Raw genomic sequence first — 14,352 nt, forward strand, 5'->3', positions numbered from 1 at the left:
CTCGCTTCCCCTCTCACCCCGCGCGTGGTGTGGGGGGGTTTTTTGGGGGGGGGGGGGGGGCGGGCCCCCCCCCCCCCCCGCGGGGGGGGGGGGGGGGGGGCCCCCCCCCCCCCCCACGCCGGCCTACGACCAGCTGGTGCCCGTCAGACGCTCGTACGCCTCCACGTACTTCTGCCGGGTCGCCGCCACGACCTTCTCCGGCAGCGGCGGCGGGGGCTGCTCGCTCTTGCGGTCCCAGCCGGACTCCGGCGAGGTCAGCCAGTCGCGCACGAACTGCTTGTCGTACGACGGCTGCGCACGGCCCGGCTGCCACTGGTCGGCCGGCCAGAAGCGGGAGGAGTCCGGGGTGAGGATCTCGTCGGCGAGGACGAGCGTGTCACCGTCGAAGCCGAACTCGAACTTGGTGTCCGCCAGGATGATGCCCCGGTCCCGGGCGATGTCCCGGGCGCGGGCGTACACGGCGAGCGTGGCCTGGCGCAGCTGGGCGGCGGTGTCCGCGCCGACCTGGCGGGCCACCTCCTCGTAGGAGACGTTCTCGTCGTGCTCGCCGACCTCGGCCTTGGTGGCCGGGGTGAAGATCGGTGCGGGGAGTTCTGAGCCGTCGACGAGGCCCTCGGGGAGGGCGAGGCCGCAGACCGTGCGGGACTCCTGGTACTCCAGCAGGCCGGAGCCGGTGAGGTAGCCGCGGGCCACGCACTCCACCGGGACCATCCGCAGCGACTTGCAGACCAGGGTGCGGCCCTCCCAGTCGGCGGGGGCGCCCTCGGGGACGTCCGTGCTGATGACGTGGTGGGCGGCCAGGTCGCGCAGCTGGTCGAACCACCACAGGGAGAGCCGGGTCAGGACGCGGCCCTTGTCGGGGATCTGGGTGGGCAGCACCCAGTCGAAGGCGGACATACGGTCGCTGGCGACCATCACGAGGTCGCCCGCCTCGTTGCGGTACAGCTCGCGCACCTTTCCGGTGTGCAGGTGCACCAGGCCCGGAACCTCGATCGGCTCGGGCTTTTCTACGAATCCGGACACGGTTCCTCCCCGTGGCTCTGTCCAAGTGCCTCGATTCTCCCGTACGGGGGCGATCGGTCGCGCCACGGGGGTCAGTCGCGCTTGCAGATACGGTCCAGCAGATTCGCCGTGGCGCGCTGGACACGTGGGTCCAGGTGCTCGGGGCGGTCCAGGGCCGGGGACCAGGCGAAGGTGCCGGAGGCGAACACCCAGGCGCCGGAGGGGGCCCGGTAGAGGGAGGTCTCCTGGTGACGCAGGACGCCGTCGTTGTCCGTGTAGGGCGAGTGCGCGAGCAGGATCCGCTCGTCGTGCTCCGGCAGCTGGGTGCGCGGGAAGTAACGGTCCGCCTCGCCGGCGACCAGACCCTCGACCGGGTCGCCCTCGTGGGCGCCGGTCGCCTCCCACAGCCAGTGTCCGGCGTTGCGGACGATCAGCGGGTGCGGTTCGGGGACGCGGCCCGCGTACTGGATGCCGACCAGCTGCTGCTCGGGCCGGTCGACCTCCCGCCACAGCACCGGCCGGCCGGGGCCCTTGCGTTTGCGGCAGGTCAGCAACCGGTCCGGGACGCCGGACGGGGACGGTCCCAGCTCCACCTGCCAGTACATGGTGTTGGCGGAGAGGAACACCAGTGAGGTGCCGCGGTCGCGGGCGTCCTCGACGGCGCGGCGCATCGGCACCGACCAGTACTCGTCGTGGCCGGGGAAGACCAGGCCCCGGTAGCGGGTGGGGTCGACGCGGCCGGCGTGCAGGTCACGGGCGTCGGCATAGGCGAGGTCGTAGCCGTAGCGCTCGGCCCAGCGGATGAAGTCGTAGGCGTGGCCCACGTGCAGGGGCAGACCCGCGCCCGCGTACGGACGGTCGAAGGAGACGGTGGTGGCCGCGTCGGCCTCGCCGAGGAGACGGCCGTGCTCGTCCCAGGCGTGGTAGAGGCTGGCGCCGGTGTGGCCGTCCTCCGGGTACAGGTTGTACGCCTGCCAGGTGATGTCCGGCAGCAGCAGGAGCAGGTCGGCCGGGTGGTCGTCGCGGACCGTGAACGGCACGTGGGAGCGGTAGCCGTCGACGGTGGTGAGGACGGCCACATAGGCGCCGATGCTCCAGTAGGAGGGCACCTGGAGGCGCCAGGACAGCCACCAGTGGTGACAGGACACCGTGCGGTCGGCGGTCAGCGGCGGGGGCTGGACGATGCCGGAGAGCCGGGGGCTCGTGGTGATCTTGGACGCGCCGTCGCCGCCGTAGTGGCCGATGCGGTAGATGTCGACGCTGAACTCCTGCGGCGGGTCGACCGTGACGTGGAAGTCGATCGCCTCGCCGGGGGTGACCGCCCCGGTGGCGGTGAAGCCCTTGATCTGGCGGTGCACGTCGTCGGCCGAGCGGGGCCCGGAACCGGCCGACCGCGGCGCGGGAACACGCGCGCCCGACCTGCTGGTGTGCTGCTGCGGGCTGGGGTCGACGTACCAGGGGACGACGTGACCGGTGTCGTCGAAGTACGTCTCACTGCCGCGCAGCCAGGGCACCGGGCCCTGGCCGAAGGGGTCCGTGACGGCGTGCGCGAGTGCTCCGGACTCCCAGCGGCGGATGTGGTCCGAGGCCATGGTCGCTCCCCTCCCTCGTTCCCCCGTGTCCTGTTCGCGCACGCCGAGCCGTGCCCGGCCGTGCTGCCGTATGCGGTGTCGTACGTCGCCGTGTCGTATGTCGCGAGCTTTTGCCAACGGCGTGGTCGGTCCCAGCACATCACATAACGCACGGGCCCGGTCACTACTCGTTGCGAATTGACCTGAAGTGGAAGTTGCCTCTCCGTAACGGCGGCCGGTGCGGGCGGTGCGACAGGGTCAGACGAGCCGTACGGGCTTCTCGGGCCGTATCCCGGACGCGGCCAGCCAGTCGCGCAGCGGCACCGGGTCCCCCTCCTCGATCAGACTGAGCACCCTGGGCGTGAGATCGGCGGCCCGCTCACCGCCCAGCAGCAGGGACGGACCGTCCAGCCAGTCCAGGGCGGGGGCCGCGCCGGCGGTGTCGACCGCCGCGCAGCACACCATCGCAGTGACGTGATCGGCGAGCAGCTCGCGAGCGGTGCGCGGCGGTTGCAGCGGGACAAGCGGCAGACCGCCGTCGTCCCACAGGTCGCTCTCCGGGCTGCGCCGCGCCGCGTCGGCACCTCCCGCCACGGCACCCTCCTCGCGGGCCACCGCGGCACTCAGCCCGGCGGCGAGAACCGCGCCGCGCTCGGTGGTGGGATCGGGATCCTCTTCGTCGCCGCGGACGGCGTCGGTACCGGGTGCGGAGGCCGGGGCCGCGGCCCGGCCGGCCGGTTCCGTGAGGTGGTCCAGGACCCGGGCCAGGGTGGCACCGCCGGGATCGGGGGCCGTGGGGTCCAGGGAGGGGCGCACGCCCAGGGAGTCCAGGACGCGGTGCAGGCGGGCCGCGTGGGCGCGCCAGGCGCGGTCCACGACCTCCTCCGGATACGCCTGCCAGTCCACCGGGGCCCAGTCCGGACCGGTCTCGGCCGGGCCGCCGTGGAAGAGGCGGGCGGCGAGCAGCGAGGCCGCCTCGTCCACGGCGCCGGGCTCCTCCAGCAGGTCACAGGCGGGCCGCTCGCCGAGCCGGGAGGTGAAACCCTCGGCGAGGCGGTCACGGCGGGACAGCTCGGTGAGCGCCGCCACCACGCCCGCGTCCAGCCGGGCGGGCCAGCGGCCCATGCGCCAGGCGGGCAGCGCCACTCTGGTCAGCAGCCGGTCCCAGCCGGCGTAGGCGAGCCCCACCTGCTCCTGGGCGACGATCCGCAGGCCGTAGTCCACCGTCCGGGCGCGCTCGGCCGCCGCCGCCGCGACCCCGCGCTCCATCAGCGTGGCGTGCTCCCGGCAGCCGCGCAGCAGCAGCCGGGCCACCCAGCCGAGGGCCGCGCACACCCCGCGCACCGGCGGACAGCGCCCCGGCGTCGAGGCGACGGCCACGGCCGCGTCCAGCCCGCGCACGAAGCGGCGGGCGGCGGCTATGTCCGGGTGCGCCGAGGGGCCCGTACCGGCTATGACCGGGGCGAGGACCGCGCGCAGCTCACCGACGCGCATCCACCACAGGAACGGGGAGCCGATGACGAGGACCGGCGCCACCGGGGTCCGGCGGCGGCCGGCGGCCACCGGCCCGCCGGGCGCCGGACGCGGGGGCGGGCCGTGGGCCGCATGGGTGCGGTCCTCCAGCCAGCTGTCGCAGTCCGGGGTGAGCGCTATGGCGGAGGGGACCGGCACGTCCAGGCGGTCGGCGAGATCGCGCACCATCCGGTACAGGTCCGGGGCGGTCTTCTCCGCGATCGGCACCGTGGGACTCACGGCGGGGCGGGCCCGGGCGACGACCAGGCCGACACCGGCCGCGGCCAGCAGCACCAGCACGGCGACCACACCCACCGTCCAGCGGGCGGCGTTCCAGGCCGGGCCGACGAGACGGCCGGTGGAGGCGCCGGTCAGCAGGATCACCGCGGCGCCCGCGGGCAGCAGGGCCACGGCCAGCGCCCGGCCCCGCACCCGCAGCACCGCGAGCGCCCGGGAACGCGCGGCCTGCGCGCCCGCCTCCACACCGATTCCGGTCACGTGCCGACCTCGCCCCCTCGCTGTCCGACGTGTGCCGTTCTGGTCTTGCTCACTCCCCCACTGTGGCACCCGCCACTGACATCGCAATGCCGGCGGGGCCAAGTGCCGGAACGCTTGCGCGGCACCCTAGTTGGGGCCCACGTGCCAGTCAGCCGTATGGGGGATCGCTCACTCGATGGAATGGCTTTGGTCAGAGCTGGGTGACAGACAGCAAAGATCAGGCCCCGGATCGGGATCCGGGGCCTGAGGGAGAACAAGCAGGTCAGACAGGGTGGGCCGGCGACGGCCAGGGACGGCAGCCGAGGGCCGGCGCACCGACCGCGCCGCCGGGGCGACGGTCAGCGCTCGGACCGCGCCACCTTCGCCGCGATGTCCGTGCGGTACTGCGAGCCGTCGAGCCGGATCCGGCCCACCGCCCGGTACGCCCGCTCGCGCGCCTCGGCCAGGTCCGTGCCGGTGGCCGTCACGGACAGCACCCGGCCGCCCGCGCTGACGACCGCGTCGCCGTCCCGCCGGGTCCCGGCGTGCAGCACGTACGCGTGCGGGGCGTCCTCGGCGGCCACCTCGTCCAGGCCCGTGATCGGGTCACCGGTGCGCGGGGTGCCGGGGTAGTTGTGCGAGGCGACGACGACGGTGACGGCCGCGTCCTCGCTCCAGCGCAGGGGCGGCAGGTCGGCGAGGCCGCCGGTGGCGGCGGCCATCAGGACACCGGCCAGCGGGGTCTTCAGACGGGCCAGCACGACCTGCGTCTCGGGGTCGCCGAAACGGGCGTTGAACTCGATGACCCGGATCCCGCGCGAGGTGATCGCGAGACCGGCGTAGAGCAGCCCCGAGAAGGGAGTGCCCCTGCGGCGCATCTCGTCCACCGTCGGCTGGAGCACCGTCTCCAGCACCTCGTCGACCAGCTTCGGGTCGGCCCACGGCAGCGGCGAGTACGCGCCCATGCCGCCGGTGTTCGGGCCCTCGTCGCCGTCCAGGGCGCGCTTGAAGTCCTGGGCGGGCTGGAGCGGTACGACCGTCCGCCCGTCGGTGACGGCGAACAGGGAGACCTCGGGGCCGTCGAGGAACTCCTCGATCACCACGCGCTCACACGCGGCGGCGTGCGCCTTGGCGACGTCCGGGTCGGAGGTGACGACGACACCCTTGCCGGCGGCGAGGCCGTCGTCCTTGACGACGTAGGGGGCGCCGAACGCGTCGAGCGCCACCGCGGCCTCCTCGGCGGTGGTGCAGACGTAGGAGCGGGCGGTCGGCACTCCGGCCCCCGCCATGACGTCCTTGGCGAAGGCCTTGGAGCCCTCGATACGGGCGGCCTCCCCGGAGGGGCCGAACACGGGAATGCCCGCCGCCCGGACGGCGTCGGCCACCCCGGCGACCAACGGGGCCTCCGGGCCGACGACGACCAGGTCGGCACCGAGACGGGTGGCCAGCCCGGCCACCGCGGCACCGTCGAGCGCGTCGACCTGGTGCAGCTCGGCGACCTCGGCGATGCCGGCGTTGCCGGGGGCGCAGTGCAGCGCGGTGACGTCGGGATCGAGGGACAGGGAGTGGCACAGGGCGTGTTCGCGGGCGCCGGTTCCGATGACGAGGACCTTCACGCGCCCAGCCTAATGGCAAGGTCGCCGAAGCCAGGGAGGCGGGTTTGTCGTACGTTCCTCCAAGGGGGCGGGCCTCGGGGGCGGGGCGGGGCCCAGGGGGAATGAGTGCGGGGGCGCGATTCGGAGGCCGGTCCCGGGGGGCGGGTTCCGGAGGACTGGTCCGGGGGCGGGCCTGGGGGGCCTGGGGGACGCGTTGGGGGGTCGCCGGGGAGCCCACCAGCCGACGGAGTTACGCGGCAGACGGCGGGGGCGACGTGTCGGCGCGTCGCCCGGGACAGCCCCGTCGGCCGGCAGGGCAGCGCACCACCCCGCGAGCCGGTCCGTCGCCCGGGGTCCGATCACCCGGCGGGGCACGCACCACCCGGAGCACCCCGTCACCCGGCAGGGCAGCGCACCACCCGTCAGGGCCAATCGACGCCCGCGGAGCAGCGCATGAACCGAGGCAGCCGGTCACCGCCGGGGTAGCGCAGCACCCGGGACCCGTCCCCAGCCGGCAAGCTCGTCACCCGGTGGGGCAGCCGATCACCCCGGCGGCCGGCCACCCCGCAAAACAGCGCTACGCCCCGGGGCGGCGGCCGTTGAGCGTCTCGACCGGGTGCGGCCCGTCACTCGTTGGCGATCTCCTCGACCACCGTCGCTCCCAGTTCCCGCACGATCAGTTCGTGGCCGGAGAGTGCCGACTCGTCCAGGTCCGGGTCGTCGTCCTCGGCGGTGTCGTCCTCGGGAGCGACGGGCCGCGGTTCGGGGGCGGACACCGGCCGGGGAGCCGGGGCGGGCCCGGCGGACCCCCCCGGGGCGCTGTGCGGGGCGGCGGGGGCCTGCGGAGCCGACTGGGGTGCCGTCTGGCGGGGGGCGGCGGCCGGGGCGCCGTAGCCGCCGCCGGGGGTGCCGCCGTGGCCGGCCGTGGGAGCGCCGCCGTAACCCCCGCCGCCGTAGCCGGACGGCCCGCCCGGGGCTGCGGGGCCGGAGCCGCCACCTGACGGGTCGACGACCGCCTCGATCTTCCAGTGCACGTTGAACTGCTCGGTCAGCGCCTGCCGCAGTACGTCCTCGCTGCCGCTGCCGGCGAAGTTGTCACGGGCACCGGCATTGACGAAGCCGAGCTGGAGCGTGGTGCCGTCGAAGCCGGTCACCTGGGCGTTCTGACTGAGCAGGATCCAGGTGAAGCGGCGGCGGTTCTTCACGGCCTCCAGGATGTTCGGCCAGAGCGAGCGCGGGTCGGGGCCGCCGGCGGGGGCGGGCGCCGGGGCCGCCGGCACGGCGGCGGCCCGACTCGGCTGGGGCTGCGGCTGGGCGGGGGCCGCCGGGCCGGGTCCCTGGCTCGGCCGGCCCTCCGCGGGAGCGGCGGCCGTCGGCCAGCCACCGGGGCGCCTGCCGCCGCCGGCGGTGGCGGCGGTGGGCCAGGCACCGGGGGCGGGGGCGGCCGGGGCTGCCGACGGTGGTGCCGGGGCGGCCTGGGCGACGGGGGCGGACACGGCGGCCGGGGCCGGAGCGGGGCCGGGCGTGGGGGCCGGGGTGGGAACCGGAGCCGGGGCGACAGCCGGAGCAGGAGCCGTAGGCGCGGCAGCGGCCGCAGCAGCCGGTCCCGCCGGAGCACCCGCAGCATCCGCGGCACCGGACGCACCCGCCGTACCGGGACCGCCAGGTCCGCCCCCCCGTACGGCCGCACGGACCGCCGCGGGGCCGCCGCCGGGCGGCACGGACACCGCACCGGCGCCCGCGAGGGCGGCGCCGTGGGCTTCCGGGCCCGGGGCGTAGCCCATGGCCGGCGCGCCGGCGCCGCCGGAGAACTGGACGCCGCGCTCGATGCGGTCGAGGCGGGCCATCAGCGACCGCTGGTCGCCGTAGGCGGCGGGGAGGAGCACGCGGGCGCAGATCAGTTCCAGCTGGAGGCGGGGCGAGGTGGCGCCGCGCATCTCGGTGAGGCCCTCGTTGACGAGGTCGGCGGCGCGGCTCAGTTCGGCGGCGCCGAAGGTGCCGGCCTGGGCCTGCATGCGCTCCAGGACGTCGGCCGGGGCGTCGATGAGCCCCTTCTCCAGGGCGTCCGGCACCGCGGCGAGGATGACCAGGTCCCGCAGCCGCTCCAGCAGGTCGGCGACGAACCGCCGCGGATCGTTGCCCCCCTCGATGACGCGGTCGACGACCTCGAAGGCGGCGGCCCCGTCGCCGGTGGCGAAGGCCTCGACCACGGAGTCGAGGAGGGAGCCGTCGGTGTATCCGAGGAGGGAGGTGGCCATGGCGTATGTCACACCCTCCGTCCCGGCGCCGGCGAGCAGCTGGTCCATGACGGACATGGAGTCACGCACGGACCCGGCACCGGCGCGCACGACGAGCGGCAGCACACCGTCCGCGACGGGGATGTCCTCCCGTCGGCACACCTCTGCGAGGTACTCCCGCAGGGTGCCCGGCGGGACGAGCCGGAACGGGTAGTGGTGCGTACGCGACCGGATCGTGCCGATGACCTTCTCGGGCTCGGTGGTCGCGAAGATGAACTTCAGATGCTCGGGCGGCTCCTCGACGACCTTCAGCAGCGCGTTGAAGCCGGCCGACGTGACCATGTGGGCCTCGTCGATGATGTAGATCTTGTACCGGCTGCCTGCGGGGCCGAAGAAAGCCTTCTCGCGCAGCTCACGGGCGTCGTCCACGCCTCCGTGGGAGGCGGCGTCGATCTCGATGACGTCGATCGAACCAGGTCCGTTGCGGGCCAGGTCCTGGCAGGACTGGCAGGTGCCGCACGGGGTGGGAGTGGGACCCTGCTCACAGTTCAGGCAGCGGGCGAGGATCCGGGCGCTGGTCGTCTTGCCGCATCCGCGCGGTCCGCTGAACAGGTACGCGTGATTGACCCGGTTGTTCCGCAGCGCCTGCTGCAGCGGGTCGGTGACATGCTCCTGCCCGATGACCTCGGCGAAGGTCTCCGGTCGGTAGCGGCGGTACAGCGCGAGAGACGACACGCATACGAGGTTAATGGCGCCCACCGACAACGGGCTCCGTCAGCGGGCCCCGGGAACGCAAGCGCCCCCCACGCACCCGCCAGAGCCGACCTACCCTTGCTGCCTTCCGGCCCTGGGGGAGTTCAGTCAGATAGCGCCGCGTGAGGGGCTGCGCCCACAGTACCCGATACGGGCCCGCGGTCAGTACCCGATGCGGGCCTGCGGGAACGGGTTCGTGAGCACCCCCCACGGTCATGTAATGTTTGCGGCGGAGGATTCGCCTAGAGGCCTAGGGCGCACGCTTGGAAAGCGTGTTGGGGGCAACCCCTCACGAGTTCGAATCTCGTATCCTCCGCCAGTGCCTCACCGGGCACGATGTCGAAGGGCCCCACCGCTTGCGGTGGGGCCCTTCGACATCGTCCGCCCCGGCGCGGGACGATCCGGGACTCCGCGGCGATGTGAGGTCGGCCGCCGCCGGAACGTGCGGCCCTCGGCCGGCGCGTGGAAGGCGCAGGTCACAGGCGGGGCCGGCCGGGAGCCGCCGCCACGCGGCCGGTGCCGGCCGAAGTCGCGTTACACAACGGATGTGAACCGCCGCAGCGGACAGGAGCCACTTGGGCGCATACTGGGGACAATGACAAAGCCTGCTGCACCCAAGCGTCACTTGCCGACCAGCCCCTTCAAGGCCCCGGCCGCACCGGCTCCCAAGCATTTCGCCGTGGGCGACCAGGTCACACACGATGTGTACGGCCTCGGCCGCGTGATCGGCGTCGAGGAAGGAATCGCGGTGCTCGTCGATTTCGGCTCGGCGCAGATGCGGATCCTGAGCCCGTACGCCAAGATGACCAAGCTGTAGACCGCTGTGCCCGGTCACGGCACGCCGGGCCCCGACAGGGGCCTGTAACGAAAGAGAGACCTCTCATCGAACCGACGTCGCTGTTCTCCGCTCCGGAAGGCCAGCCCCGCAGTTCCACCGCGGGCTCGCCGCGTCCGGCGACGAACCCCTTCCAGGCCCCCGACTTCGGGGAGGACGAGACGCTCTGGACCGAGGACGCCGAGGGCCAGGAGCCTGACAGCGCTCCGGACAGGGCCCCGGCGCGGCGCGCGGCGGCTTAGTTCCCCCGAGCGCGTCACGCCGCCGTAGGCCTGTGCGGCGCCCGCCTTCACCACAGGCCGCCGTCCGCTTCCTCCTGCCCGGCGTTCCCGGTCTCCTCCGCGACGTCGGACAGCGTGCCGTGCTCCGCGACGGCCCACCGCGTGGCGCCACGCACACCGGGCGGCGGTGAGCAGCCGCCGCCGGGCATCGCCGTGGTGGGCAGGTCGCTCGGGGAGTGGCGCTCCCCGCCGATTTCCCGGATGACCGAGTTCACCGCACGGGTTCGATGCCCTCCTGACGACTTCCGGCGGCCTGGATGACCTCGGCCGCGGCCTGCTTCCGCCGTATACCGGCCCGGGCGACACGGGTTCCCGCGCGCGGGCCGCGACGCGGGAGCGCTGCCGGCGCGGTCTGCTTCAGCGAGCGCCGCAGCTCCGGCGGCCCGACGGTTTCACCCTCGTACTCCCCGAGCGTCCCGGACACGAGATCGCGGCACTTCGTGTGGCCGGCGAACAGCGGGGCGAGGAACGCGCCGGAGTGACGCGCGTCCACCACCCCGCGCAGCAGAGCGCGCCGAGGACCGGGCAGCTAGCGGGTCACTCGTAGCGGTGCTGACACCGTCACCTGGTCGAGGTCCGAGACGCGGACCGTCGCCCTCATCGTCCACGTGCCGGGCAGGGGCAGGGTGAAGGCGGGGGCGGACCAGTAGCCGCCGCGGTCGGTGACCCGTGTGTCCAGAGGGCCCAGGTGCCGGGACGGAAGCGTGAGGGTGAGGCGGAGTCCGGGGACGGCCGAGAGGCCACCGTCGGGGCCGTAGACCACCGCCTGGACGGAGTTGCTGCCGACGCGGCCGGGATCCAGGGTGATCTGGACCGTGCCCCGGCCGCCGGGGGCCCCGGTGTCGAAGGGGATCGTCATGACGGACGCCGTGGGGATGCCCGCCGTCGCCTGGGCTCCGGACGACACGGAAGCGGTCGCCGCGCGGCCGGGCACGGTGCTGGTCAGGAGTGTGGTCAGGGCCAGGACGAGCAGGGCGGCCCCCGCCTCCGCCAGCACCGAACGCCGCAGCAGGTGGAGCGGGACGGCGGGGGCGGGCTCCGGGGGGAGCGGCGGGAGCGGGGGGCCCGTGGCCGGTTCGGGGACGCGCGGACGGGCGGGGACGGCGGCCCGGGTCAGGCGGACGGTCCAGGCGCGGGAGCAGGCCGCCGCCAGGAGGAGCGCGGCGACCGCGGCCAGTTTGGCCAGGAGGGTACGGCCGTACGTCGTGTCCGTCAGGGCCTGCCAGGAACCGAGGCCCCGCCAGGACTGGTAGACGCCGGTCAGGGCCAGGACCGTCACCGAGACGGCGGCCAGGCGGGAGAAGCGGGCCGGGACCGTGGCCGGCAGGCCGGCCGGCGCCCGGGTGTGCCGGAACGTCCACAGGAGGGCGGCCAGGCCGCCGAGCCAGGCCGCCATGGCCAGCAGGTGCAGGGTCGAGGAGACGATCGCCGCCGGAACCTGGATGCCCGCCGAGGCATGGTCGGACGCCGACCAGGTCAGGGACAGGGCGACGGCGAGGACCGCGGCTGCGGCGAGCCCGGCACGGCGCGGGAGCCTGGCACGGCGGCTTTTGGGTAGGGCCGCGGCGACCGCGGCCGGCAGCAGCAGCAACGCCAGCCGGACCAGGAGGAGCCGGCCCGCACGGGTCGTCGCCGTGTGGGTGAGGGCGGATGGCCTGAAGGCGGCCGCCGGGGAGGCCGCCTCCTCGTAGGGGACGCGCAGGAGGTACAGCGCGACGGTGGACAGGACGAGCGTGACCACGGCGGCCAGGGCGGGGGCGCGCAGGTGGGCCGTCGCCGGGGGGCGGCAGTACGCCACGAACGCGGCCGTGCCCAGGAGCAGGGCCAGGGAGAGGTAGGCGAGGTAGCGGGCGATGGTGTGGAGGGCCGTGGTCGCCCGGTTCTCGGGGCGGTCCGGGGGCGGGGCCGCCGAGGTCGCCGTGCGCTTGCCCACCGAGAAGGTGAGGGCGCCGGACACCGGGTGGCTGTCGGCCGACACCACCCGCCAGGCCACCGTGTACGTGCCGGTGGCCAGCCGGGCGGGCAGGGACACCCGAGCCGTGTCGGAGCCGCCGGGGGCGTGGCCGGCGGGGCCGGTGCGGAGGCGGTGGTTGCGGGGGTCGTACACCCGGAAGGAGTCGGTCAGCAGGCCCACCGACTCGGTGAAGGTGAGGGTCACGTGGCGGGGGGCCGTGGACAGGACGGTTCCGTCGGCGGGGTCCGTGGCGCGCAGGACGGCGTGCGCGGAGGCGGGGGCGGCCGTCCCCAGCACCAGCACGGGCAGAAGGCCGAGCAGGAGGGCCGGGAGTAGCAGGAGCGCCGGGAGGGGGCGCCTTGTGACGCGTCGGGTGTCTCGCCGTTCCGGTCGTCGGTGTCCGTCGCACAGCACCGTCGCCAGCCTCCGTCCCCACGACCATGTGCACCCGTGCCAGTGCCTCGGTAGAGGTACGGGAAGAAACGCCCGTCTGCTCACCTGTCCGGCGGTAGGACCGAACACCGGCTGTCCACAGAGTGTCCTCAGGGGCGGCACTTCGGGCGCGGGAGGGTCGGCCTCGGGCAGGACGACCGCGGGACCGCGGTGGAAACCCTGGCGTTCGAAGCGGGCGAGCGCCTCTGTGTCGCGGACGTCCGGGTCGACGACGATCCGGTGCCGGTCCGGGGTCTGGCGCACGAACGTCGTCAGAGCCGTCGGCGGGGCCGACGTCCAGCCGGGGTGCGGGCCGTCGGGGCCGGCGGGGGCGAGGAGGAGATGGACACCGAGGTCGCCGGGGCGGACGTCGTAGCACTCGCCCACGCGGTCGGCGGCCGGTTCGTACATCCGGATTCCAGTCGGTGACGGCCGGGGCGAGGTTCCCGCGAGGCACGGGCGAGCTGGTCGCGGTCGTGGGCGGCGCCGGGGACGCCGTCGGCGCCGACGGGACCACCCAGCGGCTGCAGTCGTGGTCACCGGCGAGGCCGGGAGTGGCACGGTCTGCGGTGTCGGATCCGGTGGGCGGGTCCGTCGGCAGTGCCCGCCAGGGGCCGGCCGGTGCGTGACGGACCATGGGCCGTTGGGAGGTGCGGTGGCGACCTTCTCGCACCTCGCCGCGGTCGGCGCCCCGGCCTCCCCGCCCGCCATCGACTCACTGCTCGGCGCGCTGGGTTCCGCCCCGGCGACCGTCTGGTCCGGGGTGAACCGGCGGGCCTGCCCGGCCCGGCCGGACACGGCCCGCACGAGACACGGCCGGTGCCGCGCCGGGAGGCAGGCGCCCATCCGGTGGAACGGGTCCGCGCCGGGAGGCGGGCGCCCATCCGGTGGAACGGGTTCGCGCCGGACTGCCCGCCGTCCTCGCCGGCAGCCCCGACGTACGTCTGGATCGCCTGCGACACGGCGACGACGCGGACGCTCCCGGTCTGCGGCCGCGGGGAACCGGGCGTGCCGGAGCAGCGGGTGCACGCGCTGGGTACTGGCGCGCGGACCGAGGGACCGCGCGGGATCATCGACCCATGGACGTCACCCTGCACCTCGCCCAGGAGCCCGCGGCCGACGCGCTGCTCGGGCGCTCCCCGCTCGCCGCGCTGACCGGGATGCTGCTGGATCAGCAGATCCCGATGGAGTGGGCGTTCAAGGGGCCCCGGACCATCGCGGACCGGCTCGGCACCGATGATCTGGACGCGCACGAGATCGCGGCGACGGACCCGGAGGCGTTCGCCGCGGTGCTCGCCGAGAAGCCCGCGGTGCACCGTTATCCGGGCTCGATGGCCAAGCGGGTGCAGCAGCTGTGCCAGTACCTCGTCGAGCACTACGACGGGGACGCCGAGGCGGTCTGGCGGGACGCCGGCAGCGGGGCCGAGCTGCTGCGGCGGCTGGAGGACCTGCCGGGCTTCGGGAAGCAGAAGGCGCGGATCTTCCTGGCCCTGCTCGGCAAGCGGCTCGGGGTCACCCCCGAGGGGTGGCGGGAGGCCGCCGGCCCCTACGGGGAGCCGGGCTCCTTCCGTTCCGTCGCCGACATCACCGGCCCCGACTCACTGGCCAAGGTCCGCGCGTACAAACAGGAGATGAAGGCGACGAAGAAGTAGGGACCCAGCTACGTCCGCCGCGCCCTCGCAGGTGCCCCGCTGCTCCCCGCC

At 74.8% G+C, this 14,352-nt stretch carries 10 protein-coding genes, 1 tRNA gene, 1 other RNA gene and 1 pseudogene; 3 read left to right on the top strand and 10 right to left on the bottom strand.

The genetic code is table 11. From position 1 onward, the window contains the following. Positions 1-123: 123 nt before the first annotated feature. From ACF1BE_RS04275 to ffs, 6 genes are all read right to left on the bottom strand, one after another. A complete protein-coding gene (locus ACF1BE_RS04275) occupies positions 124-1,023 on the bottom strand; it encodes a phosphoribosylaminoimidazolesuccinocarboxamide synthase (protein ID WP_392197451.1) in 900 nt (299 codons plus the stop codon). A 71-nt stretch (positions 1,024-1,094) separates the two neighbouring features. Then, positions 1,095-2,594 carry a N,N-dimethylformamidase beta subunit family domain-containing protein gene (locus tag ACF1BE_RS04280; RefSeq protein ID WP_392197452.1) on the bottom strand — a complete coding sequence of 500 codons (1,500 nt, stop codon included), beginning with the start codon at positions 2,592-2,594 and terminating at the stop codon, positions 1,095-1,097. Between the two features lie 237 nt (positions 2,595-2,831). Continuing rightward, the gene (locus tag ACF1BE_RS04285; RefSeq protein ID WP_392197453.1) at positions 2,832-4,583 is read right to left on the bottom strand and encodes a hypothetical protein; all 1,752 of its coding nucleotides are present in this window, start codon (positions 4,581-4,583) and stop codon (positions 2,832-2,834) included. Positions 4,584-4,921: 338 nt separating this feature from the next. Then, entirely contained in the window at positions 4,922-6,178 is a 1,257-nt protein-coding gene (gene purD, locus ACF1BE_RS04290) for a phosphoribosylamine--glycine ligase (RefSeq protein WP_392197454.1), read from the bottom strand. A 605-nt stretch (positions 6,179-6,783) separates the two neighbouring features. After that, positions 6,784-9,129, bottom strand: coding sequence for a DNA polymerase III subunit gamma and tau (locus tag ACF1BE_RS04295; protein ID WP_392197455.1), 2,346 nt, complete (start codon positions 9,127-9,129; stop codon positions 6,784-6,786). 54 nt (positions 9,130-9,183) lie between these two features. Next, positions 9,184-9,282: signal recognition particle sRNA small type (gene ffs / locus ACF1BE_RS04300), an RNA gene on the bottom strand. Positions 9,283-9,378: 96 nt separating this feature from the next. On the opposite strand from ffs, the gene ACF1BE_RS04305 reads away from it, so the two are divergent. Continuing rightward, positions 9,379-9,466: transfer RNA gene (locus ACF1BE_RS04305), tRNA-Ser, on the top strand. Between the two features lie 276 nt (positions 9,467-9,742). Next, entirely contained in the window at positions 9,743-9,964 is a 222-nt protein-coding gene (locus ACF1BE_RS04310; protein WP_392197456.1) for a hypothetical protein, read from the top strand. 307 nt (positions 9,965-10,271) lie between these two features. Here ACF1BE_RS04310 and ACF1BE_RS04315 read toward each other — a convergent pair whose 3' ends face one another. The 4 genes and pseudogenes from ACF1BE_RS04315 to ACF1BE_RS04330 form a co-directional block, all read right to left on the bottom strand. After that, positions 10,272-10,478, bottom strand: coding sequence for a hypothetical protein (locus tag ACF1BE_RS04315; RefSeq protein ID WP_392197457.1), 207 nt, complete (start codon positions 10,476-10,478; stop codon positions 10,272-10,274). Continuing rightward, positions 10,475-10,759: a hypothetical protein gene (locus ACF1BE_RS04320; protein ID WP_392197458.1), complete on the bottom strand. Its 285-nt coding sequence runs from the start codon at positions 10,757-10,759 to the stop codon at positions 10,475-10,477. Before ACF1BE_RS04320 ends, ACF1BE_RS04315 begins: the two co-directional genes overlap by 4 nt. 33 nt (positions 10,760-10,792) lie before the next feature. Next, the gene (locus tag ACF1BE_RS04325; RefSeq protein ID WP_392197826.1) at positions 10,793-12,556 is read right to left on the bottom strand and encodes a copper resistance CopC/CopD family protein; all 1,764 of its coding nucleotides are present in this window, start codon (positions 12,554-12,556) and stop codon (positions 10,793-10,795) included. 261 nt (positions 12,557-12,817) lie between these two features. Continuing rightward, positions 12,818-13,495 (bottom strand): annotated as a pseudogene (locus ACF1BE_RS04330) (GNAT family N-acetyltransferase); the annotation flags it as partial. 233 nt (positions 13,496-13,728) lie between these two features. Between ACF1BE_RS04330 and ACF1BE_RS04335 the strand changes: the two are divergent. Beyond that, positions 13,729-14,301 (top strand): HhH-GPD-type base excision DNA repair protein, encoded by a 573-nt coding sequence (locus ACF1BE_RS04335; RefSeq protein ID WP_392197459.1) that lies wholly within the window; start codon positions 13,729-13,731, stop codon positions 14,299-14,301. The last annotated feature ends 51 nt before the right edge of the window (positions 14,302-14,352 follow it).

The organism is Streptomyces sp. NPDC014991, from assembly GCF_043080665.1.
GTDB lineage: Bacteria > Actinomycetota > Actinomycetes > Streptomycetales > Streptomycetaceae > Streptomyces.